The sequence below is a fragment of the Pseudomonas sp. B26(2017) genome (assembly GCF_002113045.1).
Classification (GTDB): Bacteria; Pseudomonadota; Gammaproteobacteria; order Pseudomonadales; family Pseudomonadaceae; genus Aquipseudomonas.
The window spans coordinates 180,874-204,340 of record NZ_NEJJ01000010.1 but is presented as its reverse complement, the minus strand read 5'-3'; the positions used below and the strand labels follow the sequence as shown (position 1 = coordinate 204,340).

23 protein-coding genes and 1 pseudogene are annotated in these 23,467 nt (G+C 62.2%); 12 read left to right on the top strand and 12 right to left on the bottom strand.

The window, feature by feature from the left end:
• Positions 1–42: 42 nt before the first annotated feature.
• On the bottom strand, positions 43–630 hold the full coding sequence (locus tag CAF79_RS16885) for a LysE family translocator (RefSeq protein ID WP_085698809.1): 588 nt from the start codon (positions 628–630) through the stop codon (positions 43–45).
• Between the two features lie 144 nt (positions 631–774).
• Between CAF79_RS16885 and CAF79_RS16880 the strand changes: the two genes are divergently transcribed.
• Positions 775–1,539 (top strand): type 1 glutamine amidotransferase domain-containing protein, encoded by a 765-nt coding sequence (locus tag CAF79_RS16880; RefSeq protein ID WP_085698807.1) that lies wholly within the window; start codon positions 775–777, stop codon positions 1,537–1,539.
• Here CAF79_RS16880 and CAF79_RS16875 read toward each other — a convergent pair whose 3' ends face one another.
• From CAF79_RS16875 to CAF79_RS16865, 3 genes are all read right to left on the bottom strand, one after another.
• On the bottom strand, positions 1,540–3,777 hold the full coding sequence (locus CAF79_RS16875; protein WP_085698806.1) for an ATP-binding protein: 2,238 nt from the start codon (positions 3,775–3,777) through the stop codon (positions 1,540–1,542).
• Entirely contained in the window at positions 3,774–4,379 is a 606-nt protein-coding gene (locus CAF79_RS16870) for a biliverdin-producing heme oxygenase (RefSeq protein ID WP_085698804.1), read from the bottom strand. The genes CAF79_RS16875 and CAF79_RS16870 overlap by 4 nt, the downstream gene beginning before the upstream one ends.
• Before the next feature lie 169 nt (positions 4,380–4,548).
• Positions 4,549–4,977 (bottom strand): VOC family protein, encoded by a 429-nt coding sequence (locus CAF79_RS16865; RefSeq protein WP_085698802.1) that lies wholly within the window; start codon positions 4,975–4,977, stop codon positions 4,549–4,551.
• Positions 4,978–5,087: 110 nt separating this feature from the next.
• On the opposite strand from CAF79_RS16865, the gene CAF79_RS16860 reads away from it, so the two are divergent.
• Both CAF79_RS16860 and CAF79_RS16855 read left to right on the top strand, forming a co-directional pair.
• Entirely contained in the window at positions 5,088–6,170 is a 1,083-nt protein-coding gene (locus CAF79_RS16860; RefSeq protein ID WP_085698800.1) for a bifunctional transcriptional activator/DNA repair enzyme AdaA, read from the top strand.
• Positions 6,171–6,226: 56 nt separating this feature from the next.
• The gene (locus CAF79_RS16855; RefSeq protein WP_085698912.1) at positions 6,227–6,853 is read left to right on the top strand and encodes a DNA-3-methyladenine glycosylase; all 627 of its coding nucleotides are present in this window, start codon (positions 6,227–6,229) and stop codon (positions 6,851–6,853) included.
• Positions 6,854–6,913: 60 nt separating this feature from the next.
• On the opposite strand, the gene CAF79_RS16850 is transcribed toward CAF79_RS16855, so the two are convergent.
• The 4 genes from CAF79_RS16850 to CAF79_RS16835 form a co-directional block, all read right to left on the bottom strand.
• Positions 6,914–8,308, bottom strand: coding sequence for a hypothetical protein (locus CAF79_RS16850; protein WP_085698798.1), 1,395 nt, complete (start codon positions 8,306–8,308; stop codon positions 6,914–6,916).
• A 157-nt stretch (positions 8,309–8,465) separates the two neighbouring features.
• Complete coding sequence (locus tag CAF79_RS16845) at positions 8,466–9,563, bottom strand: extracellular solute-binding protein (protein WP_085698796.1); 1,098 nt, start codon at positions 9,561–9,563, stop codon at positions 8,466–8,468.
• A 2-nt stretch (positions 9,564–9,565) separates the two neighbouring features.
• Positions 9,566–10,681, bottom strand: a complete 1,116-nt coding sequence (aguA, locus tag CAF79_RS16840) for an agmatine deiminase (RefSeq protein ID WP_085698794.1) — start codon at positions 10,679–10,681, stop codon at positions 9,566–9,568.
• Positions 10,682–10,780: 99 nt separating this feature from the next.
• On the bottom strand, positions 10,781–11,665 hold the full coding sequence (locus CAF79_RS16835; RefSeq protein WP_085698792.1) for a LysR substrate-binding domain-containing protein: 885 nt from the start codon (positions 11,663–11,665) through the stop codon (positions 10,781–10,783).
• Between the two features lie 233 nt (positions 11,666–11,898).
• Between CAF79_RS16835 and CAF79_RS16830 the strand changes: the two genes are divergently transcribed.
• Entirely contained in the window at positions 11,899–12,387 is a 489-nt protein-coding gene (locus tag CAF79_RS16830) for a GFA family protein (protein WP_085698790.1), read from the top strand.
• Positions 12,388–12,420: 33 nt separating this feature from the next.
• Here the strand turns inward: CAF79_RS16830 and glp are convergent, their stop codons facing one another.
• Together glp and moaB are read right to left on the bottom strand one after the other, a co-directional pair.
• Entirely contained in the window at positions 12,421–13,626 is a 1,206-nt protein-coding gene (glp, locus tag CAF79_RS16825; RefSeq protein WP_085698788.1) for a gephyrin-like molybdotransferase Glp, read from the bottom strand.
• On the bottom strand, positions 13,623–14,162 hold the full coding sequence (gene moaB, locus CAF79_RS16820; RefSeq protein ID WP_085698786.1) for a molybdenum cofactor biosynthesis protein B: 540 nt from the start codon (positions 14,160–14,162) through the stop codon (positions 13,623–13,625). The genes glp and moaB overlap by 4 nt, the downstream gene beginning before the upstream one ends.
• A 298-nt stretch (positions 14,163–14,460) precedes the next feature.
• Between moaB and CAF79_RS16815 the strand changes: the two genes are divergently transcribed.
• The 8 genes and pseudogenes from CAF79_RS16815 to CAF79_RS16780 all read left to right on the top strand — a co-directional run bounded on the left by CAF79_RS16815 (position 14,461) and on the right by CAF79_RS16780 (position 21,818).
• Positions 14,461–15,360, top strand: a complete 900-nt coding sequence (locus tag CAF79_RS16815; protein ID WP_085698784.1) for a LysR family transcriptional regulator — start codon at positions 14,461–14,463, stop codon at positions 15,358–15,360.
• Between the two features lie 109 nt (positions 15,361–15,469).
• Positions 15,470–16,312 carry a formate dehydrogenase accessory sulfurtransferase FdhD gene (fdhD, locus tag CAF79_RS16810; protein ID WP_085698782.1) on the top strand — a complete coding sequence of 281 codons (843 nt, stop codon included), beginning with the start codon at positions 15,470–15,472 and terminating at the stop codon, positions 16,310–16,312.
• Positions 16,309–16,794 carry a cyclic pyranopterin monophosphate synthase MoaC gene (gene moaC, locus CAF79_RS16805; protein ID WP_085698780.1) on the top strand — a complete coding sequence of 162 codons (486 nt, stop codon included), beginning with the start codon at positions 16,309–16,311 and terminating at the stop codon, positions 16,792–16,794. The genes fdhD and moaC overlap by 4 nt, the downstream gene beginning before the upstream one ends.
• Positions 16,791–17,042: a MoaD/ThiS family protein gene (locus tag CAF79_RS16800; protein WP_085698778.1), complete on the top strand. Its 252-nt coding sequence runs from the start codon at positions 16,791–16,793 to the stop codon at positions 17,040–17,042. Before moaC ends, CAF79_RS16800 begins: the two co-directional genes overlap by 4 nt.
• Positions 17,041–17,184, top strand: a pseudogene (locus CAF79_RS29480) (molybdenum cofactor biosynthesis protein MoaE); the annotation flags it as partial. The gene CAF79_RS16800 and the pseudogene CAF79_RS29480, both read left to right, overlap by 2 nt.
• Before the next feature lie 71 nt (positions 17,185–17,255).
• Positions 17,256–18,602, top strand: a complete 1,347-nt coding sequence (gene chrA, locus CAF79_RS16790; RefSeq protein ID WP_085698776.1) for a chromate efflux transporter — start codon at positions 17,256–17,258, stop codon at positions 18,600–18,602.
• A gap of 423 nt (positions 18,603–19,025) precedes the next feature.
• A complete protein-coding gene (locus CAF79_RS16785; RefSeq protein WP_085698773.1) occupies positions 19,026–20,390 on the top strand; it encodes a glutamine synthetase family protein in 1,365 nt (454 codons plus the stop codon).
• A 144-nt stretch (positions 20,391–20,534) separates the two neighbouring features.
• Positions 20,535–21,818, top strand: coding sequence for an FAD-binding oxidoreductase (locus CAF79_RS16780; protein WP_085698771.1), 1,284 nt, complete (start codon positions 20,535–20,537; stop codon positions 21,816–21,818).
• A 49-nt stretch (positions 21,819–21,867) separates the two neighbouring features.
• On the opposite strand, the gene CAF79_RS16775 is transcribed toward CAF79_RS16780, so the two are convergent.
• Together CAF79_RS16775 and CAF79_RS16770 are read right to left on the bottom strand one after the other, a co-directional pair.
• Positions 21,868–22,653 carry a DeoR/GlpR family DNA-binding transcription regulator gene (locus tag CAF79_RS16775; protein ID WP_085698768.1) on the bottom strand — a complete coding sequence of 262 codons (786 nt, stop codon included), beginning with the start codon at positions 22,651–22,653 and terminating at the stop codon, positions 21,868–21,870.
• Positions 22,654–22,926: 273 nt separating this feature from the next.
• Positions 22,927–23,442, bottom strand: coding sequence for a transporter suffix domain-containing protein (locus tag CAF79_RS16770; RefSeq protein ID WP_085698766.1), 516 nt, complete (start codon positions 23,440–23,442; stop codon positions 22,927–22,929).
• Positions 23,443–23,467: the final 25 nt, after the last annotated feature.

Sequence of the window (23,467 nt, the reverse complement as noted above, 5' to 3'; positions counted from 1 at the left end):
CTGACTACAAGCTGATCCGTACTCCACTTGCCGGAGTACGGATCAGGGCAGCAGCAAATACCCCGCACTGACCGCCAACAGCAACGCCATCACCCGGTTGAACAAGCGCATCCCCGCCGGGTTGTGCAGATAGCCGCGCAAAAACGTCCCGGCGTACACCCAGCAACCCACCGACAGATAGCAGATCACCAGATACACCGCCGCAAACTGCCACACCAGCCGCGCCTCGCCATCGGCGACAAACGCGCCCATCCCCGCCACGCAGGCCAGCCAGGCCTTGGGATTGAGCCATTGCATCACTGCGCCGTAGAGCATCGATGGTGCTCTGCCTGATTCCCCGGCATTCAACTGTCCGTCATCGGTGGCCAGTTTCCAGGCCATGAACAGCAGAAACGCCACCCCGGCCAGTTGCACCACGCGGGTCAGCGACGGCCACAGCGCAAGCACTTCATGCAGCCCAAGCCCCATCAACACCAGCAACAGCACAAACCCCAGCGTCGCTCCGACTACATGCCGTTGACTGGCACGAAAGCCGAACTGCGCCCCCGAGCTCAACGCCACGATATTCACCGGCCCCGGAGTAATGGACGCGGCCAGGGCAAACGCCGCCATCGACACAATCAGACTCATCGCACACCTGCTTCAAATCGAGGAACAAGGCGCTCACGGTAGCCGGCGCACAGCAGGCGGTATTGAAGGAAATTACCCCCCCGCTCGCGCAGACCCACTACGCTCTGGCTATGCGATTACTCACGACCTGGAAGTCTGTCCTCGATGATTCTGATTCTGTTGCCCTGCGCCGATTACGACCCCACCGAAAGCAGCGTGCCCTGGCAGGTGATGCGTGATGCAGGCATTGAGGTGCGTTTTGCCACGCCCCAAGGCTTGCCTGCCCACGCCGACCCACGGTTGGTGGATGTCGGCTTCGGCCCGTTGAGTTCGCTGCTGATGACGCGCAAGGCCGATCTGGACAGTTACGCGAAAATGATCGAATCCGAAGCGTTCAGGCAGCCGCTGGCGTATGCCGATGTCGACACGAGCCGGTTCGATGGTCTGCTGATTCCCGGCGGACATGCCAAAGGGATGCGCACACTGCTGGAATCCAAACAGGCCCAGCAAATCACACTGCAATTTTTCAAAGCCGAAAAACCCGTGGCGGCGGTGTGTCATGGCGTGCTGTTGCTGGCGCGCACGCTCGACCCCGATACCGGGCGTTCGGTGTTGTTCGGGCGCAAGGTCACGGCGTTGCTCGCGGCAACCATGGAGTTGCCGGCGTGGCTGATGACCGCTGCCTGGCTGGGGCGCTACTACCGCACCTACAAGCAGACCGTCGAAGCGGAAGTGAAAACCGCGCTGGCCAGCAAATCCGACTTTGTACGCGGGCCGCTGGTCGCCAAACGAGATTGCGCGCAGGCACCACAAACGGGATTTGTGGTGCGCGACGGGCAACTGCTGACGGCGCGCTGGCCCGGCGATTGCCATCGATTCGCCGCCGAGTGGGTGGCCATGTTGCAGCCCCCCAAACGCCGATCCGCTTGATTAGTCCAGACGCGGCACGGTGAAACGGAACTCACTGCCCTGCCCCGGCTCGCTCTCGGCAACGATCTGCCCGCCATGGGCCTCGACGATGCCCTGCGTGATGTACAGCCCCAGCCCGGTGCCGGTCGGATTGCCTTCCTTTACCGTCCAGTAACGGTCGAACACGTGCGGCAAGTGATCCTTGGGGATGCCTTCGCCGCTGTCGCGTACCGTGAAGACGATATCGTCGCCGACCGATTTGGCATATACATCGACGGTGCCCAGGCGCGGGGTGAATTTGATCGCGTTGCCGACCAGATTCGACAACACCTGAAACAGCCGCTCGGGGTCGGCATGAATGCTCAGGTCGGGATCAGCCTCGAACGAGATGCTGATGTCTTTGTCCAGCGCCAGCGGCGCAAGCAGTGATTGAGCCTCTTCAAACATCTGCGCGACATCGAGTTTCTGCGGCGCGATGGTGTAGCGCCCGGCGTCGATTTTCGAGGTGTCGAGCAAGTCTTCCAGCAGCGTGTTCATGCGCCCGGCGGCTTGCTGCATGGTGTCGATCGCGGTCGAGATGCGCCGCGAAGTGTGCGGCCCGTCGGAGCTGAAGGCCTTTTGCATCATGCCGCACAGCATCGAAATGACCGTCATCGGGTTGCGCAGATCGTGGGACACCACCGCCACCAGCTCGTCGCGCGCACGCACCGCCTCCTGCTCGCGGCACACCTGGCGGGCCAGGTCGTTTTCCAGTGCCGAGCGACGCAGGTCGTTGGCCGCAAACAAATCGCCATGGCTCCACTTGGTGGAGATTCCGGCCATCTCGACCTTCCAGATTTCGAACGAGGTACGCGGCCGCAGGCGCAGGCCGGCGTCGGAGTTTTCCAGGTCCAGCGGCTTGCGTGGATCACCACTCCAGTTGATGTTCTCTTTGACTTCCGGACGGAACCACAGCACGCCGTTGTCCACCGGTTTTGGCAGGCTCATGGCCAGCACGCCGCTGGCGACCTGCTGATAGTGCGCGGCCGGCGGATAGACACTGGCCAGGTGATGACTGGCAAACACCGGCTCGCCGCGCTCCTGCAACCATTTGTGCAGCGCACGAATCTCTTCCGGCTCCGGGCAATTGCCGTAACGGTGCAATTGCTTGTCTTCGATGATCGCGATGCCGCCGGCATTGGCCAGCGCCATCAGGACCTGCGGCTGGTTGGCCAGGCCATCGAAGACATTTTGTGGCGAGTCGATCATCGCCTGATTGAGCAGCGCCAGCGCTTCGACCTTTTCCTCGCGTTGCCGGCTGACTTCCAGCGCTTCCATCGCACTGATCTGCAACGACAGCACCTGACCGATGGTCTGGCACGCGGTGCGCAACTCGTGCGGCACATGCAGCGGCTGGCGATTGCCGCAACTGATCAGGCCCCAGAGCTTGTCGCCCTTGAGCAGGGAAATGCTCATTGACGACAGCACGCCCATGTTCTTCATGTACTGGCAGTGGATCGGCGACACGCTGCGCAAGGTGGCGAAGCTCAGGTCCAGCGGGGTCTGGGTGTCCGGGCGCAGCTTGGGGACCAGCGGCACGGGTTGGTAATCAGCGTTCGGGATGATCCGCAACCAGTTGGTGCGATACAGCTCCCGAGCCTGCTCGGGGATGTCCGAGGCCGGGAAGAACAACCCGTTGAAAACTTCCATCGACGGATCGGACGCTTCGGCGATGACCTGGCCGTGGCCCTCCTCTTCGAAGCGATAGATCAGCACCCGGTCGTAACCGGTCATGGCCTGGATTTCCTTGACGCTGATGTCGTACAGCGCCTGCAGGCTCTGGGCTTTTTGCAAACGTGCGAGCATCCGCCCCAGGTGGGTTTCAGTACCGGCGACGTTGCGCGGCTGGAAGTTTTCGACGTGGATTTCCAGCTCCAGGATCAGCACATCCTGATGCCGGTGCAGCAAACCTTCGAACGCCGTGCCATTAAGGCGAAAGTGCAGCGGCGGCGCATCGGCCCAGGCCGGTTGCTGCAACGCTTCGCGAACCTGCGCGGCGTGGGCATCACCGATCAGGCTTTGCAATGGCTGGCCGATCAGCTCTTGCGCCGGGCGCGCGAGCAAGGTCTCGACGTTGGCGCTGATCTGGATGATCGAAAGCTCCGGCTCGCTCAGGGTCAGCAGCAGACCGTGCGGCTGGATCGCGCCGGGAAAGCGGATCGGCTCGTCGGCGCAGTTGGCCAGCAACTCTTCAAAGGCTTCTTTGTCTTGCGGGGTCATACCAGAACCTCCTGGCTTTCGAGCCAGCGCTCGAAACAGCTGAATGTCGTGTGGGCAGCCGCTACAACGGCTTCACGCTCGTCGGCGTCCATCGGGCGGCTGCCCAGGTATTCGATGAAGTTGCGCCAGCGTCGGCCGGTGGCAGCGCCGTAGATATCCAGAAACGCCGCGCCGTTGTTCGCGCCCAGATTAAGCCGTGTGGCGATTTCCCGGCGCAGAATCTGACCGCCGAGCGTCGCGCCTTCCAGCACGTACAGCACGCCCAGGCAGGCGGCGGTGGAGTCGATGGCGGGCAACTGGCGGCACAGCGAAAAGTCCCCGTCACTTGCGCCCAGCGCGTGCAGATCGCGTTTCAGGGTCGGCGTTTTGAGGCGCGAAACCAGATCGAAATCGGCGGGAAGTTGGCCACTGTCCTGCAATGCGCTTTCCAGTGGCTGGTAGAAGCCGTAATAGGCACGCATCAATCGCTCGAAAGCTTGCAGATCAAGGGTGTCGGAGAAAAAAGGAAGGCGTTTTTCCAGCGCAATGTGCAGTTCGGCCGTGCCAGCGCGCAGATCTTGCAACACCGGTGGCACATGAACCTCGCGAGCCTTTGCTTGCATGTAGTCGCTCGTACAGTGGGCCGCCTGCGGCCATGGGGGAATGGAAAAGCTTGGCGTGAAAGCTTACACGGCAATTGTCCTTTCTGACCCATCAGATGGTTTTTTCTGGCAGATTTATCACCCTGTAACGGTTTCAGAGTTGACGGTACGGTAGAAAGTTCGAATGGATTCACGCCCGTCCATCGCCAGTTTCGGACGGGCCTTTGAGTTCAACCTGATTGCCGTCCGGGTCGAAGCAGTAAAGCGACAGGCCGTTGCCCTCGGCACCAAAACGGGTGGCGGCCTTGTCGACGGTCAGGCCACAGGCTTGCAAATGGCTGATCAGCGCCGCTTCATCGAACGGTTCGATACGCAGGCAGAAGTGATCGACATTGCGCCGTTCACTGCCGGCAGCGGCGCCGCCCTTGCGGCCGATTTCGCCGTCGAGGTCGACCAGATCGATCATCGACGTGCCGGCACGAAGGTGCACCAGACCGAACTTTTCGTTGCGCTTGACCACTTCGGCACCGAAGACCCGGTCGTAGAAATCAATGCTGCGTTGCAGATCGGCGACGCGCAGCACGATGTGATCGATGTGTTTAATCGTGAACGGTGGCATACCTTTTTTCCCCCGAGTTGTAACGACCCGGACACTGTAGTGCAGCGGCCCGAAAATTCACTGTCGATTTTTCGGTGGAGCCATCGAATAACCGGTTTTATCCTCGGCCCATGAACATACAGACCGCTGTCCTGCCCCCTCACGCCGAAATGGTTCGCGCCATGCTCGAACGCGACACTGCCTATGAAGGCGTGTTCTTCACGGCCGTGAAAACCACCGGGATCTTTTGCCGCCCGACCTGCACGGCGCGCAAGCCGAAACCGGAAAACGTCGAATTCTTCGCCCACGCTGACGACTGCCTGTCCGCCGGTTATCGCGCCTGCCTGCGCTGCAAACCGCTGGACGCTGCCGCCATCGCCCCGGACTGGGTACAACGGCTGTTGAAAGCCGTCGACGCCGATCCGGAACTGCGCTGGAGCGATGCGCAATTGCTTGCCGAGGGCATCGAACCGCTGAAGCTGCGGCGCTGGTTCAAGCAGCATTTCGGCATGACCTTCCATGCGTGGCTGCGCACCCGCCGGCTCGGCATGGCGTTGGGCGGGATCAGGCAAGGCACGTCCATCGACCACGCCGCGTTCGATTCCGGCTATGAATCCCTCAGCGGTTTTCGCGATGCGTTTCAGAAGTCGTTCCACATCACGCCGGGCCGTGCAGCGGCCAGCGAACCACTGCTGTTCACCCGTCTGACCACGCCGTTGGGCCCGATGATCGCCATGGCCGAGCGGCGTGGGCTGGTGTTGCTGGAGTTTCTCGACCGCCCGGCGCTGACGAGGGAAGTCGAGGAGTTGCAGAACCGCTACGGCTACGTGGTCGCACCGGGACACAACGCGCATTTGCAGCAGATCGAAAACGAACTGGCGCTGTACTTCGCCGGCAAGCTGAACGAATTCAGCGTGCCCTTGCACCTGCCCGGCAGCGAGTTTGCCCGTCAGGTCTGGGCCCAACTGCGACTAATCCCCTACGGCCACACCAGTACCTACGGTGCCATCGCCGCCCGGCTGGGCAAGCCCGGCGCCAGTCGCGCCGTGAGCCTGGCCAACGGGCACAATCGGCTGTCGATCGTGGTGCCATGCCACCGGGTGATCGGTGCGGACGGCTCGTTGACCGGTTATGGTGGCGGGCAACCGCGCAAGGCGTTTCTGCTCCGGCTGGAGAATGCCGCCGTGCAACTGACGCAACCTTTGGCGTTCTGACACACCGACACTCACGCCTTCCCGGCTTTCAAATCAATGGATCACTGACGTTGCCGATACCCGATCCCTACCAACCGGCCAGCGCGTTTCTGGCCAGCCTCGACGCCGACTGGCAACGCCATATCGCTGCGGTCGGCCCATGTCTGCATCGGCCGCATCCGGCGCGTGATCCCTATGAATCGCTGGTGCGGGCCATCGCCTATCAGCAACTGCACGCCAAGGCCGGGGATGCAATTGTCGGTCGGCTGGTGGGGTTGTTTCCCGAACAGACGTTTCCACGTCCCGAGCAGATTCTGGCGACAGACTTCGAACGGCTGCGCAGTTGCGGGTTTTCGGCGGGCAAGATTGCGACGATTCAGGGGATTGCTCAGGCGACCCTGGACGGCGTGGTGCCGGATTACGCCACGGCACTGGTGATGGAGGATGAAGCGCTGATCGAGCGCTTGGTCAACCTGCGCGGGGTTGGGCGCTGGACGGTAGAAATGCTGTTGATCTACAGCCTGGAGCGACCGGATATTCTGCCGGCCGATGACTTTGGCGTGCGCGAGGGCTATCGGCGATTGAAGGGGCTGGAGGTGCAGCCGACGCGCAAGCAGATGATCGATATCGGGTTGGCGTGGCGCCCGTTTCGCACAGTGGCGGCCTGGTATTTGTGGCGGGTGCCAAAAGCGGTTTCAGCCTGATCCTCCCGCAATCTCGGGAAGGCTGGACAAGCGTATTCAGGTGCAATCCCCCGCCAGTTCTTACGGGAAAATCATTTTTATCTCCTTGTCCGAGTAGCTGTAGTTCCAACGCAACTCGGTTCCTGCCGGAATATCCTGTGAGGCAAACATCGCGTTCAGGACGTATGGCCGGTTGACCAGCCGGTCACCGATCAGAATGTCCGCTTCGACCTTGAAACCGACGGTCTGAACGTTGTAGCCGTCCGGCGATTGACGAACCGGCTTGCCCGAGGCGTCGTATTCAAAGTTCGTGTTGATTCGCGAAATGATGTTGTCGCCGATGACCACTACCGGCTCTTCAATGAACTTGCCCGGTCCGTAACGCAAGTACACGCCCGCCAGCATGGTGAATGTCTGCTCTTCGCGCCTTATCAGGCGCAGCGGGCTGAGTGTTCCGCCATAAAGGCCCAGCGCTTCGCCTTTGGCGATGCGCCGGTTGGCGACCACCATGTTTTGTCCGATGAGGGCTTTTTCGCCCGGAACCTTCACGTCGACCTCGGTAAAAATGCGCAGTTCGAGATTTTCTTCATAGAGCCTGGCCACGTTTTCATAGCCTTCAAACTGGATGTAAGGCTTGATCGGCCCCGAGCGAAATCGCTCACCCGTGGTCAGCGTGGCCAGGGTTTCCAGTTTGCGGATCCGCACCGGCCTGCCAAAGGTATCGCGCAACGGGTATTTACCATTGTTGGCGCGGTCGTAGGTACCGAGGCGATTTCCCCGCAACGAATAGCAAACCTCCTGGCGCATGGTGTCGAGTTCCTTTTCGGAGAAGGGCTTGATCGGCATGGATTCCGAAGCCAGCTCGAACTCGTCATCGGAAGAGTCATGGCGCGGCCGTCCTTCATCGCCCTCCGGGCGAGAAACGTTTTCCAGCGTCGCGTCGGCATCAGTGCGCGGATCGGGGATGCGGTAGCGCTCCGTGGCAAACTCCTCAAGCGGGTGCCAGACCCGGCCGTCGCTGTCGCGCTCCAGAACCGGGCCGGAGGGGTTGGTTTCGCTGGGCAGTCTGGCCCGGAACAGACCGGTCTGCGGATCGGCGCCCACCAGGACAATGCCCTGTCCTGGCAATTCGGCAAACTGACGCCCCTTGAAAGACCTGAAGCCTTCGGCATCGATGTCGGTCAGCCGGCCTGCTGCCGGGACGTGATACGCGTCCAACGATCGTTGACCTAGCTCGGGGCCCGGGCCGGAATCGATGACTGGCATTGCATCGCGCAAGCTGACCGATGGCACCGGGCTGACTCGCCCTCCACCACTGACATTCGGCGTGCTGACGACATCGGGGTGCACAGGCGGCGCGGGCGGGGTGACAGAGACCCCGGGCCTGATGGCCGGGCCCGGCGTAGCGGCATCGAGGGAAGGTTTCAGGTGTACATCACCCGGGCCGTTGCCCTTGGTTGGCGGTTTGATTGGCATGTTTTCTTCCTTGAATGATGGCCATCTCAGAGCCTGATATCAGCAACTGACAGGGCGTCCGGCGTCATTGCCGGTTCAAATCCATGGCGAAAAACCTATCAGACTGCCCGCAGCACACCCACGCCCAAACCGCTTCAAGATGATTCCAGGCGTCCGCTCACAGCCCTGACTTCAATCGGCCGAAGGCCCGGATCAACGCCCGGTTGAACGCCTTGCCATTGTCGTTCTTGCTGTACAGCGAAGCCTTCACCGCCGCCGGCGGATAAGTCCCCGGATCGTTGCGAATCGCCGGATCGACCAAGCCGTCCGCTGCCGTGATCGCGTTGGCGTAGTGAATGGTGTCAGTAATCGGCGCAATCACTTCAGGCGTCATCAAGTAATCCATCAGTGCCAGCCCGGCCTCCGGATGCGGTGCATCCTTGGGAATGACCATGGCATCGAACCAGATCAGCGTGCCCTCCTTCGGGATCCGGTAATTCAACTTGAAGGGTTTTTTCGCCGCTTCAGCCTGACCCGCCGCGATGGCAACGTTGCCGTTCCACGACATCGCCACGCAGGTGTTGCCGTTGGCCAGGTCGCTGATGTTCAGGTCGTTGTCGAAGTAGCGGATGTACGGGCGGATCTTCGCCAGTTGCTGCTCGGCGAGTTTCAGGTCATCCAGACTCTGGCGGTTGATGTCCAGACCCATGTACTTCATGACCGCGGCGAACACTTCGTTCGGATCATTGAGCAGGCTCACTCCGCAATCGGCGAATTTCGACACCACTGCCGGATCGAACAGCATCGCCCAGCTGTCCCGTGGTGCCTGCGGCAGGCGCTGCTGCACGGCCTCTTCCTGATAGCCGACGCCGGTGGTGCCCCAGGCGTAGATGCCGGCGTAGCGGTTGCCCGGATCGAACACCGCCATGTGTTGACGGAACTCATCGCCGACCCCGGCAAAGTGCGGGAGCTGCTGCTTGTTCAAGGTCTGGATCGCGCCGCTCTCGATAGCCCGTGACAGGTGCTGGCCGGCGGTCAGCACCAGGTCGTAGCCACTGCGGCCGGTGAGCAGTTTGGTCTCGACGGTTTCCAGCGAATCGAAGTGATCGGCGACCACCCGAATCCCGGTTTTCGCCTCGAAATTCTTCAGGGTATCCGGGGCCAGGTACTCGCCCCAGATGTACAGGTTGACCACCGGCTTCGCCGTTTCGGCGGCCTGCACACACAGGGGTGCAAGCACCAGCAATAACGCTTTACTCAGGTTGTGCAGGCCCATGCTCAGGCTCCTCTTTTCTGGCCGGCGTATTGCGGCATGGTGATGCACGCGACGTTACCGCCACCGAGCAGGATTTCCCGGGAGTTTTCGATGCCGACGATCTTGTGCTGCGGGAACAGTTCGGCGAGGGTTGCCAGCGCCACCTGATCGTTGCGATCACCGAACAACGGCACCACGATCGAGCTGTTGCCTGCGTAATAGTTGATGTACGACGCACAGATTCTGGTGCCGGCCTGACGGGTGTGGGTGCTGTCCTGCTGGTCGAGGCCTTCGGCTTCTTCGGCGGTCCACTCCAGCACATCCGGTTGCGGCAGTTTGTGCACGATCAGCTCGCGGCCCCGGCTGTCGCGGGTGCTGCGCAGGATGTCGTAGGCCTCCTGATAGATTTCCCATTGTGGGTCGTCGCGGTTGTCGGTCCATTGCAGCACCACTTCGCCGGGGCGCACGAAGCACGCGAGGTCGTCGACATGGCCGTCGGTTTCGTCGAACTTGCAACCGCGCGGCAGCCAGATCACTTGCTCGGCGCCGAGATAGTCGGTCAGGCGGCGGGTCACCTCGTCCTTGCCCAGGTGCTGGTTGCGATTGCGATTGAGCAGGCATTGCTCGGTGGTGAGGAGGCTGCCCTGGCCGTCGCTCTGAATGCCGCCAAGTTCGGCAATCAACGGCGCGCGATAACGATCGAAGCGTTCGATCTCGAGGATCTTGCTGGCGATCTGATCGTCCTTGTCCCACGGGTAGTAGAGCCCGCCATCGAGGCCGCCGTAGGCATTGAATTCGAAGTCGACACCACGCACTTCACCGCTCTGGTCGTTGACCACAAAGCACGGGCCACTGTCGCGGAACCAGGTGTCGTTGCAGGTCATCTCCACCACCCGCACCTGCGGCGGCAACTGGCGGCGGGCGGTGGCGAACTGGGCCGCCGAGGCGCACACCGTCACCGGTTCGCTGTGGGAGATCGCCGTCACGATCTGCACCCAGACTTTCTGCGCAGGCTTGGCGCCGTTGCGCCAGACATCGGTGCGCTCCGGCCAGCCGAGCCAGCAACCGGACTTGGCTTCAAACTCGCCGGGCAGACGGAAACCGTCCTGTTTCGGGGTGGTGTCGAGCAAACGTGCCATGGTCAAACCTCGTCATCGGGATGGGAATGACCTCAGGCTACGGTCGCGGGCCGTCACGTCGCCAACGATGATTATTTCGGAACAGTTGAATTCAACTCATCAATCCGCCAGCTGATCGTTGAACCACTCCAGCATCTGCGCCACCGCCGGACGCTCGAGCCGCACCCGCTCGCAAACCAGCGCGTATTGGCCCAGCGCGGTCATGCTGGAGGTGAACGGTCGCACCAGACGCCCGCTCTGCAAGTCTTCCTGCGCCGTGAGATTGTCGCCCATCGCCACGCCCTGCCCTTGTGCCGCCGCCTCCAGCGCCAGCCCGGCGTGGGCGAAATACAACTGACGCTCCGGACGCAAGTCGCCAGCATGGCTGGTAAGCCACGCGGTCCAGGTCTTGCCGTCCTGATCGTCGTGCAGCAGGCAATGGCGGGCCAGGTCCTTCGGGGTTTTCAGAGTGCCCTGGTTGAACAGGCCGGGGCTGCACACCGGGAAGAACTGCAACGCCGGCAACGGGCGGACGAAGTACGCGCTGCTGTCCACCGGGCCGGTGCCGTAAGTGATCGCCAGATCAATGTCCTCACCGGGCGCGGTGGCGTCGATCGGTTGTTCGTAAAGGTGCAAGGTGATGTGCGGATAACGCGCGTAGAAATCGGTGAGACGGTTCATCAGCCACTTCTGCGCCAGCTCCGCCGTGACCGCCAGCCGCAACACGGCGAGCGAGGACGGATCGCGCAATTCATCGCAGGCATCGCCGATCAGCTCAAAGGCCTGTTGCAGGCTCTGCATCAAGCGCCCGGCGGCGATGGTCGGGCGAATCTGCCGGCCTTCGCGGATGAACAGCGACACGCCCAGTTGCTCTTCGAGCTGGCGGATCTGGTGGCTGACGGCGCTGTCGGTGACGCACAGTTCGGCGGCGGCACGGCCGAAATGCGCGTGGCGGGCGGCGCATTCGAAGGTCCGCAGGGCGGCCAGGGAAGGTAGTCGGCGCATGGGTTGGGGTCCCTTTTTTTGCGGACATGCTGACCTTCGGATTCGTGGGCGTCCAGTTGTACCGCTTTATCGTTCATCGTGAGCAAGCTCGCTCCCACAGGTTTTGCGGTGTGCCCTCAATCTTTCAAACTCTGAATAACCCTGTGGGAGCGAGCTTGCTCGCGATAGCGGCGGCACAGGCGCGACATCTCTTCTAGGCTGAACCGCACCGACAAAAAATCCGGAGGCCACTCATGCACCTCGAAGGCTCCTGCCACTGCGGCGCGGTTTCATTCACCCTCGACAGCGCCCACCCCTACCCTTATCAACGCTGCTACTGCTCGATCTGCCGCAAGACCCAGGGCGGTGGCGGCTTTGCCATCAACCTCGGCGGCGACGCGGCCAGCCTCAAGGTGCGCGGGCGCAAACACATCACGATTTACCACGCAAAAATGAAAGACGAAGGCGATGCCCGCGCCCACCGCAGCACCGCCGAACGGCACTTCTGCTCGCTGTGCGGCAGCGGTCTATGGCTGTTCAGCCCGGAGTGGCCGGAGCTGATCCACCCGTTCGCCTCGGCCATCGACACGCCATTGCCGGTACCGCCGGAACACACTCATCTGATGCTCGGCTCGAAAGCGCCGTGGGTCGAAGTGCAGGCCAGCGCGAAGGATCAGCAATTCGAGGTCTACCCGGAAGAATCCATCGCCCAGTGGCACGAACGACTGAAATTGACCCGATAGCCGCCCCAGTCTCCGACAGATTGTTGATCGCGCTCAGAACAGCTCGCTGAAAGGAATGAAACGCAACGGATCACCCATCTGCAAGGTGCTGTTTTCGGGGATTTCCACCAGTCCGTCGGCCCAGGTTGCGCCGAGCAAAACCCCGGAACTCTGGTTCGGATACAGCGCCGCCCGCCCGCCTTCCAGGCGCACCCGCAGGTATTCGCGGCGGCTGCCGGGTTTCGGCCAGTCGAAGCCGGCGTTGACCGTGAAGCTCAGCGGCATCACCTCCTCCACGCCTTGAATGCGCAGCAGATACGGGCGCGCCAGCAGGCCGAAGGTCACCAGTGCCGAAGTCGGATTGCCCGGCAAACCGATCACCGGCACCGTGCCGAAATGGCCGACCGTCAGCGGTTTGCCAGGTTTGATCGCCAGTTTCCACAGCAGCGGCTTGCCGTTGTCGCGCAGCACCTGGCCGAGGCAATCGGCGTCACCGGCAGATACGCCGCCGGTGGTCAGAATCAAATCGGCCGCCACTTGCAGTTGCTCGAGTTTGAGCCGGGTCTGCGCCGGGCGATCGGGAAGAATGCCGGCGTCGATCACTTCGCAACCCAGTTCGCGCAACCAGTGGTCGAGCAAGGTGCGGTTGCTGTTGTAGAGGCTGCCGGGACGCAGCGGCTGCCCCGGCTCCACCAGCTCATCACCGGTCGACAGCAATGCCACGCGCGGGCGACGCACCAGCGGCAGATGAGTCATGCCCTGCCCCGCGGCGACAGCCAGTTCGAACGGGCCGAGGCGTTTGCCGGCGCGCAGCAGGGTGTCGCCAACGCGGTTTTCCTGGCCTTGGGCGCGGATGTTCTGACCGACCTTCAGCGGTTGCAGGAAACGTACGCGGCCGTCTTCCAGCACCTCGACGTTTTCCTGCATCTCCACGCAATTGGCGCCATTGGGCAAGGGCGCGCCGGTGAAGATTCGTGCGCAGGTGCCAGGCAACAGAGTGTCCGGCGCCAGCCCGGCGTAGACCCGCTGCGACACGCTCAACGGCTGGCGATGCAGGTCGGCGAGGTTCAACGCGTAGCCGTCCATGGCGCTGTTCGGCCATGGCGGCAGGTCGAGGGTGGCGACCAGATCGCTGGCCAGCACACGTCCGCGCGCGTCATTGAACGGCACGGATTCGCTGTCCGGCAGGCGTCGTTCATCGGCCATCGCCAACAGTTGGTCGAGGGCCTCCTCGACCGGCATCAATCCCGGCTTGCTCATCCGCGCGGCCCGCAGGCTTGCACCGGTTTGAGGTGCGGAACGAAGTTGCAGGGGCGGTGACGGTTATCCAGCTGTTCGGCGAGGATGCCTTCCCACGCGGTGCGGCACGCGCCGGTGGAGCCCGGCAGACAGCACACCAGCGTGCCGTTGGACAGCCCGGCCAGCGCACGGCTTTGCACGGTCGAGGTGCCGATGTCGAGAATCGAGATGGCGCGAAACAGCTCGCCGAAGCCGTCGATCTGCTTGTCCAGCAGGCAAGCCACGGCTTCCGGAGTGCTGTCACGTCCCGTGAAACCGGTGCCGCCGGTGATCAGCACCACTTGAATGGTGTCGTCGGCGATCCACTGCGCAACCTGGGCGCGGATTTTGTACAGGTCGTCCTTGAGCAGGTTGCGTTCACTCAAGGTGTGGCCGGCTTCCAGCAGGCGGCTGACCAGCAACTGGCCGGAGGTGTCGCTGGCGTAGTCGCGGGTATCGCTGACCGTCAGTACGGCAATATTCAGGGGAAGGAACAAGGCATCCGATTTAACACTCATGGCACTCTCCGACCGTCGTCAATTCAATGGATGACGAGCCTAAGTGCCGCTTGTGAGGACTGTCTAATCACTCTGGCCAACCACACTATCGACCTGCTCTATCGGTGATTTTTTTCAGCACTTCATTCCCTGTCCGGCCCAATGAAACCGGGCGTCATCGAAGCCCTCGATAAGCTCTTAAACACGGCCGATTGGACGAAAAAAGCCGTCGATGGGATCGTCGCTCCCTGCGCTTTCCGTGCGCCGTACGCATCTGCGTCAATACTCAATCAAAATTCCTTATCGAGCAGGTGCCGTCGTGGACATCAAACAACTCAAGTTCCTGATCGCGCTGGACGAAACCCGCCACTTCGGCCAGGCCGCCGCGCGCTGTCACATCACTCAGCCGACCCTGTCGATGCGCCTGCGCAATCTGGAAGACGAGCTGGATCTGGTGCTGGTCAATCGCGGTCAGCGCTTCGAAGGTTTCACCCAGGCCGGCGAACGCGTACTGGCCTGGGCCCGCACGCTGCTGGCGGCCCACGACGGGTTGTTCGCCGAAGCCGCCGCCTGCCGGGGGCAACTGGTCGGTAGCCTGCGTCTGGGTCTGGTGCCGCTGAGCAACTTCAATCCGGTCAATTACATTCAGGGTTTGTCCGGGACTTATCCGGAGCTGAAGTACAGCCTGTCGTCGCTGAGTTCGGACGAGATCATCGAAGGCCTGGGCAACAATCAGCTGGATTTGGGCGTGTGTTATCTGGACCACGTCAACCCGAACTATTTCGACTTTTTCGAGATTGGCGAAACCCGCGTCGGCCTGCTCTACGACACTCGCCACTTCCATTTCGAAGGCCCGGAAATGAGCTGGGAAGACGCCGCCGAGCTGCCGCTGGGAATGATCACCACCGGCATGCACTACCGCAAATCCATCGACCTGAGTTTTCGCAGTCGCGGGCTGAATCCACAGCCGATCATGGAAAGCGATTCGACCTATCAGCTGTTGCAGGCGATTCACCAGGGTTTCTGCTGCTCGATCATGCCGCTGGACAGCGGTCTGCAAGAGCCGATCGAACACCTGGCTTTCATCAATCTGCCGGACGCCAGCGTGCTCGCGCCGCTGGGGCTGGTGATGCGCAAGACCGAACCGCGTTCGGCGATTGCCGAGAAGTGTTTTGCCGAGGCGCGCAAGATGTTCGGGATCGAGGCGCCTGCCGATTAACGCCTCCAGTGATCGACCAATCCAATCACTGCATCGGAACAAGCGATTGGACGCCTTTTTCCCTGCCCCGTAGCCTGAAACCACTTCAGCGCTTCGGGGACTTTTCAGGATGCTGTGCCAAGTTGAACAACCCATCGAACCGGGCGACGCCAACGCCCCCGCGCCCCAACCGGCGCAAGTGGCGTACCGCGAATACCTCGACAACGCGCCGGTGTCCCACGCGGCGCTGGCGGCCGAAATCGCACTGGCCATCAGCTACAACGGCCTGAATCAAGCCGTGATGATGGTCTCGCCAGGCAACATCGAGGACTTCATTCGCGGCTTCAGCCTGAGCAATGCGATCGTCGACCGCCTCGACGATATCCATGACATTCGCCTGACCCACTTCGACCAGGCCTGCCAGGCCGACGTGCAGATTTCAAGCCGTGCATTCTGGGCCCTGAAGGATCACCGGCGGCAGATGGCAGGCACCAGCGGCTGCGGCCTCTGCGGCGTGGAAGCCCTGGAGCAGGCGCTGCCGCAACTGGAAATCCTGCCCCCGACACCGCTGCCACCGGCCGTGCATTTCGACGGTATCCGCCAGCGCATCGAACAGGCCCAGCAACTGGCCCGCAGCAGCGGTGCCCTGCACGCGGCGTTGTACTTCGACGCCGCTGGCGAAGCGCTGCTGTGTCGCGAAGACATCGGCCGCCACAACGCCCTCGACAAGCTGATTGGCGCCCTGCAATTCGAAGGCCTCGATGCGCGTCAGGGCTTCGTCGTGGTCACCAGCCGTTGCAGCCTCGAGCTGATCCACAAAGCCGTGCGCGCTCGCCTCGGCACCCTCGTCAGCCTGTCCGCCCCGACTGCGCTGACCGTGCGCTGGGCGCTCAAGCACCGCTTGAACCTGATCCACGTCCCGCACCGCAACGCCCCGCGAATCTACAGCCCGATCCAGGAGCCCACCCCATGAGCGACACCCTCACCCACCTCGATGATCAGGGCCGCGCCAACATGGTCGACGTCAGCGACAAAGCGGCGACCCGCCGCGAAGCCACCGCGCAAGCCTGGGTGCAGATGCGCCCCGAAACCCTGCAAATGATCCAGTCCAACGGCCACCCCAAGGGCGACGTGTTCGCCGTGGCGCGGATCGCCGGGATTCAGGCGGCCAAGCGCACCCACGAGTTGATTCCGCTGTGTCATGCGCTGCTGCTCAGTTCGATCCACGTCGAGCTCAAGGCCTGCGAACCGGACCGCGTGCAGATCACCAGCACCTGCCGCCTCACCGGCCAGACCGGCGTCGAACTCGAGGCCCTGACTGCTGCCAGCGTTGCCGCCCTGACCATTTACGACATGTGCAAAGCGGTGGACCGGGCGATGGTCATCGGCGACATCCGTCTGCTGAGCAAACAGGGCGGCCGCTCCGGCCACTTTCAATGGGAGAACCCGCAATGATTCTGATCAACTACTTCGCCAGCTACCGTGACCGCCTCAATCTGGGCGGTGAAAAAATCCCGGCCAGCGACACCCTCATTTGTGTCGAGGACGTGCGGCAAATGCTGATGCAGCGCGGCGATCTGTGGCGTGAAGTGCTCGGCGCCGGCAACCTGATGTGCGCGGTCAATCAGGAGCTGTGCCAGCCGGATCAGGCGATCGAGGATTTCGACGAAATTGCGTTTTTCCCACCGGTTACGGGGGGTTGAGGCATGGGCATTCATCATGGATGTGCTGAAGACCCGTGCGCCGTTCTGGAAGCGTGAGACTACGCCGCAGGGTTCACATTGGGTCGAGGCGCGGCAGAGTGATCGGAATGCGGCGGCTCGCTGGAGTTTGGCGCATGCCTGACGGGTCACTGTCGGCTGCAACAAAAGCCTGATTAGATAGCGGCTCCTGCCAACTCGACCGTGGAGCCGCATTTGAGCACAACGCCCCCCGAGGACTTGCCCCGCCCCCAGCCTGTCAGCCTGCGTCAGGCCTGGCCTTTCTGGCTCAAACTCGGCTGCATCGGCTTCGGCGGCCCCGCCGGGCAGATCGCGATCATGCATCAGGAACTGGTAGAGCGCCGGCGCTGGATCTCCGAGCGGCGCTTCCTGCACGCACTCAATTACTGCATGTTGCTGCCCGGCCCGGAAGCCCAGCAACTGGCGACCTATATCGGCTGGCTGCTGCATCGAAGCCGTGGCGGCGTGCTGGCCGGGGCGCTGTTTGTGCTGCCTTCGCTGCTGATTCTGATTGCCCTGTCCTGGGTGTACATCGCGTTTGGCGACGTGCCGGCGGTGGCCGGGGTGTTTTACGGGATCAAACCGGCGGTGACCGCGATCGTGCTGCACGCGGCCCATCGCATCGGTTCGCGAGCCTTGAAAAACAGCTGGCTGTGGGCGATTGCCGGAGCGGCGTTCGTGGCGATCTTCGCCTTCAACGTGCCGTTTCCGCTGATCGTGCTCGGCGCAGCGTTGATCGGTTATGTCGGCGGACGCTGGGCCCCGCAGCGCTTCAGCAACGGCGGTCATCGTGGTAGCGAAAAATCCTTCGGCCCGGCGCTGATCGATGACGACACGGCCCCGCCCGAGCATGTGCGGTTCAGCCTGCCGCGACTGTTGCGCCTGGTACTGATCGGCGCGCTGCTGTGGTGCCTGCCGATGGCATTGCTGACCGCGCTGTTCGGCTGGAACGGCACCTTCACGCAGATGGGCTGGTTCTTCACCAAAGCGGCGCTGCTCACCTTCGGTGGCGCTTACGCCGTGCTGCCTTACGTGTACCAGGGCGCGGTGGGGCATTACGGCTGGCTGACGCCGACGCAGATGATCGACGGCCTGGCGCTGGGCGAAACCACGCCGGGGCCGCTGATCATGGTGGTCGCGTTTGTCGGGTTCGTCGGCGCTTACGTGCAGCCGACGTTCGGCCCGCAACACGCGTTCGCCGCCGGTGCACTGGCCGCGACGCTGGTGACCTGGTTCACCTTCCTGCCTTCGTTCCTGTTCATCCTCGCCGGCGGGCCACTGGTGGAGTCGACCCACAACGAACTGAAATTCACCGCACCGCTGACCGCGATCACGGCAGCGGTGGTCGGGGTGATCCTGAATCTGGCGTGTTTCTTTGCTTACCACGTGTTCTTTCCCAAGGGTTTTGCCGCACAGCCTGATTTTTTTGTGCTGTTACTTGCGCTCGGCGCCACCCTCGCGCTGTTTGTTTTCAAGCGCGGCGTGATCGAGGTGTTGATCGTTTGCGCCCTCGTCGGGCTGGGGTTTCATCTGTTGCGCTGAGCCGGTGGCTTGCCGCGCCCATCGGAATCAGGCGTTTACTTATCCCGGACTTCCCCCTTACTATCCAGCCACACCGGCATGGCGGGACACTCCCGCCGCCGACGTTTTCCGCCAACGGAAACACGCGTCATGAGCACGTCACTACAACAATCGGAATCGCTGAACGTCTCTGCACTGTGCGCCCTCCTTCACAGGGGCCGCGCATGAATCGCATCGTCAATCTCCCCATGGCCCTGAGCCGTTCCAAGCTGCGTCACTCCGCACGCCCGCCGGATATCTGCCTGCACGTCTGATCGCGCCGCTAAAAATCGCGACAGCTTCCCCTCTTTTTTCGATATCCCTGCCAGGACGCCCGAGCCTTTTGCCGCGCTGCGTCCGGCCCGAATCTGCGCGCCTGTGCGGCGCCATCGTGAGTGATTGATTATGAAATTCGCAGCCATTGAAGACGCCCGTAACTTCCTCAAGCAGAACCCCGACATCGACATGATCGAGCTGTTCATCCTCGACGCCAACGGCGTGCCCCGCGGCAAGTTGTTGCACCGCGAAGAACTGCTCGCCGTGTACGAAAGCGGCCGCCCGCTGCCGAGCACCATCCTCGGTCTGACCGTCCATGGCGAAGACGTCGAGAACTCCGCTCTGGTGTGGGATGTCGGCGACATCGATTGTCGCGCCTACCCGCTGGAAGGCAGTCTGGTGCGCCTGCCGTGGCGGCAGATTCCGACTGCGGCAGTGCAGGTCAGCATGCACCCGGAACAAGGCATGCCGGCGAGCATCGCCGACCCGCGTCATCTGTTGATCAAGGTCATCGACCGCTTGCAGGCCGAGGGTTACCACCCGGTGATGGCCTGCGAGCTGGAGTTCTACCTGCTCGACGCCAAACGCGATCTCAACGGTCGCCCGCAACCGGCGCTGGATGCCGACGGTGGTCGACCGAGACACACCCAGGTCTACGGTTTGCGTGAGCTGGAGCAGATCGAACCGTTCCTCGCCGACCTCTACAGCGCCTGCAAACTGCACGGCATTCCGGCGCGCACGGCGATCTCGGAATACGCGCCGGGCCAGGTGGAAATCACCCTCGAACACGGCGATGCGCTGGAGGCGATGGATCAGGCCGTGCGCTACAAACGACTGGTCAAAGCCGTGGCGCACAAGCACGGGATGCAGGCGACGTTCATGGCCAAGCCGTTCGATCATCTGGCCGGCACCGGCATGCACATGCACGTCAGCCTCGCCGATGCCGAGGGACGCAATCTGTTTGCCTCCGAAGACCCGGCCGGCACCCCGCTGCTGCGCACGGCGATTGGCGGGATGCTCGCCTCGCTGCTCGATTCGCTGCTGCTGTTCTGCCCGAACGCCAACTCCTACCGCCGTTTCCAGGCCAACAGCTACGCGCCACTGGCGCCGACCTGGGGCGTCGACAACCGCACCGTCAGCCTGCGTGTGCCCGGCGGCCCGGCCCACACCCGGCACATCGAACACCGCATCTGCGGCGCCGATGCTAACCCGTATCTGGCAGCGGCCGCGATCCTGGCAGGCATTCATCGCGGGATAAAAGAAGACATCGATCCGGGTGAGCCGGTGGAGGGCAACGGTTACGCGCAGGCGAAAGAACTGCTGCCGACCGACTGGCTGACCTCGCTCACGGCATTGGAAAATTCGGCGTGGGCACGGGATGCGCTGGGGCAGGAATTCCTCGGGGTGTATCTGGCAGTCAAACGGGCGGAGTACCGGCAGTTCATGGCCGAAGTGGGTGAGCAGGACTGGCGCTGGTACCTCACAGAAGCCTGATTAATCACTCCGCCCCTTGTGGGGGCGAGCTTGCTCGCGAAAGCGTCGTCACATTCAACATTTCAGGTGACTGACACAACGCATTTCGCGAGCAAGCTCGCTCCCACAGGGTCCGTGCACCGACTCCCGAATCTGGACACTGAAATGACTGAACGCAGCAATTCCTACTACACCGCCACCCTCAACCGCGACACCGACTACCCGACCCTGCAAGGCCGGCACAAGGTCGATGTGGTAATCATCGGCGGCGGTTTCACCGGCGTCGCCACGGCTGTCGAGCTGGCGGAAAAAGGCCTGAAAGTCGCCATCGTCGAAAGCCACAAGATCGGCTGGGGCGCCACCGGGCGCAATGGCGGTCAGGTGACCGGCAGCCTGTCCGGCGACGGCGCGATGCGCAAACAGATGCGCAACACCTTGGGCGATGAGGTCGACGACTTCATCTGGCACCTGCGCTGGCGCGGCCACGAAATCATCCAGCAACGGGTCGAGAAATACGGCATCGATTGCGACCTCAAGCACGGTCATTTGCATGCGGCGTACAAGCCGAGCCACATGGACGGCTTGCGCAACGACTACAACGAAGCCGTGCGTCGCGGCATGGGTGATGAGGTCAGCCTGCTCGACCGCAGCCAGGTGCGTGACCTGCTGCAAAGCGACCTCTATCACGGCGCAATCAAGAACACCCGCAACATGCACCTGCACCCGCTCAACCTGTGCATCGGTGAAGCGCGGGCGGCGGAAAGCCTTGGCGCGCTGATCTTCGAAAACAGCGAAGTGCTGGAGATCATCCACGGCGTCAGCCCCGGCGTACGCACCGCTCACGGGCAGATCGACGCCAATCAGGTCCTGCTGGCCGGCGACGTCTACCACAAGCTCGAACCGGGCCAGCTCAAGGGCAAGATCTTCCCGGCCATGGGCGGCATCGTCACCACCGAACCGCTGGGGGATCTGGCCAAGCAGATCAACCCCGAAGACCTCGCCGTTTACGACTGCCGCTTCGTCCTCGACTACTACCGCCTCACCGCCGACGGTCGCCTGTTGTTCGGCGGCGGCGCCAACTACAGCGGCAAGGACTCACGGGACATCGCCGGCGAACTGCGGCCGTGCATCGAACAGACTTTCCCGGCGCTCAAAGGGGTGAAGATCGACTACCAGTGGAGCTGCGCGATGGGCATCGTCATCAACCGCATCCCGCAACTGGGCAAGCTCTCGAACAACGTCTGGTATTGCCAGGGCTACTCCGGCCACGGCATCGCCACAACCCACATCATGGGCGAGATCATGAGCCGGGCGATCACCGGGCAGATGCAGCAGTTCGACACGTTTGCCGCGTGCTCGCACATTCGCGTGCCGATGGGCGATCTGCTGGGCAATCCGATGCTGGCGGCGGGCATGTGGTACTACCAGATGCTGGAAAAACTGCGCTGACCGAACAGGCCCCATCGCCAGTGATGGGGCCTTTTTTTGCCGCAAAACCTCAGTCAGGCAACTGCTCCACCTCAATCCCCAACCGCTGATAATCCTCGACACTTCCTGACGCAACATGTCGTTCGGTGATCAGCGTGTGCAAGCGCTCGCACGGCGCCACCACAAACGGTTCCACCGCGCCGAGCTTGTCCGCCGTGGTCACGGCAATGACCCGCGCCGCACAGTCGAGCAGCGCCTGCTTGACCGGCACTTCATCGAAATGCAGCGAGGTGATGCCCACCTCCGGATGAATCGCGCAGACCCCGGTGATTGCCAGATCCGCCTTGATCCCCGACAGCAGCCGCAGCGCCTCATGACCACCGGCGGACATGGTTTTCGGATTCAACTGCCCGCCCGCCAGAATCACCTTGATGCCCGGATATTCGGACAACGCAATCGCCGTCATCGGCGATGCCGTGACCGCCGTAAGGTTGATATCCCTGGGCAACGAGCGCGCCACCTGCAACGCAGTGGAACCAGAGTCGAACACCACCGTTTGCCCGTTCCTGACCTGCTGCGCCGCCAATCGCGCCAGACGAATCTTCACCTCGTCGATCTCGTCCAGCCGGGTGAAGTAATCCTTGCCGGTGTCCTTGGGCCTCGGCAGCGCGCCGCCGTGCACCCGCTGCACCAGCCCGGCACTGTCCAGCTCGGCCAGATCACGGCGGATGGTGTCTTCCGACACCGCAAAATGCTGGCTCAAATCGGACGCCATGACCTTGCCGTCACGTTCGAGGATCAGGAGGATTTTCTGTCGGCGCAGGGAAGGAAGCTCGGAAGCGGAATGATCGTGCATGGTTTTGCCTGTTTGTGCTTGTCATTGCAGGTTTTTGCGAGCTTAGCCAAGCAAACAGGCAAACACAACGCCGGTATCAATGGCTTCGATCATTGGAATCACGAAGCCGAATTTTTTCTTTTGACCCGCCCCCGGCAGAATGGCCGCACTTTCAAAAGGACCAGGATGAACACCCCATGAACCTCAATTTCGCTTTTGCCTGCATGGTCGTCGTATCGTTTGCCATTGCGCTTGGGCATGCCTGATCGAAGGCGATTGCTGAAAAGTGCACTTTTATTCCGTAAACACCCGTGCCTTGCGCACGAACAACGCGTGCACCTTGTCCCAGAAATTGCCGCCCAGCACGAAAAAGCTGCCGACAAACATCAAGTCGCCCAGCGCCTGCATCTGCCAGAGGTTGGGCCGCACGCCTGGAAAGAAGTTGTCGAAATACGGTTCCAGGAAAGACGACAGCAGCGGCAGGCAGAACATCACCACGCCGATCTTGTGGCGCATCGGGCTGACTTCGGCCACCGGGGTCGGAATCACGCCGGAGATATAGCGGCCAATCGTGCGCTTGAGCTCGGCGAACCCGGCCTTGCCCATCACCGCAATCACCAGCAGCAACAGCACTTTATTGCTGATGAACAACACCCCGGTCAGCGCCGCGACTTTCGAGCCCGGTACATCGAGGGCGGCGGCAAGCGGCACCATCAACCACGAACCGAGCATCAGGCAGAGGATTGCCACGCCGACCTTGAAACGCCAATTGGCGCTGGCGGGGGCAAGCGGTTCTTGAGCAGTGTCCATGGTGTTTCCTACCTTTTCGTCGGGG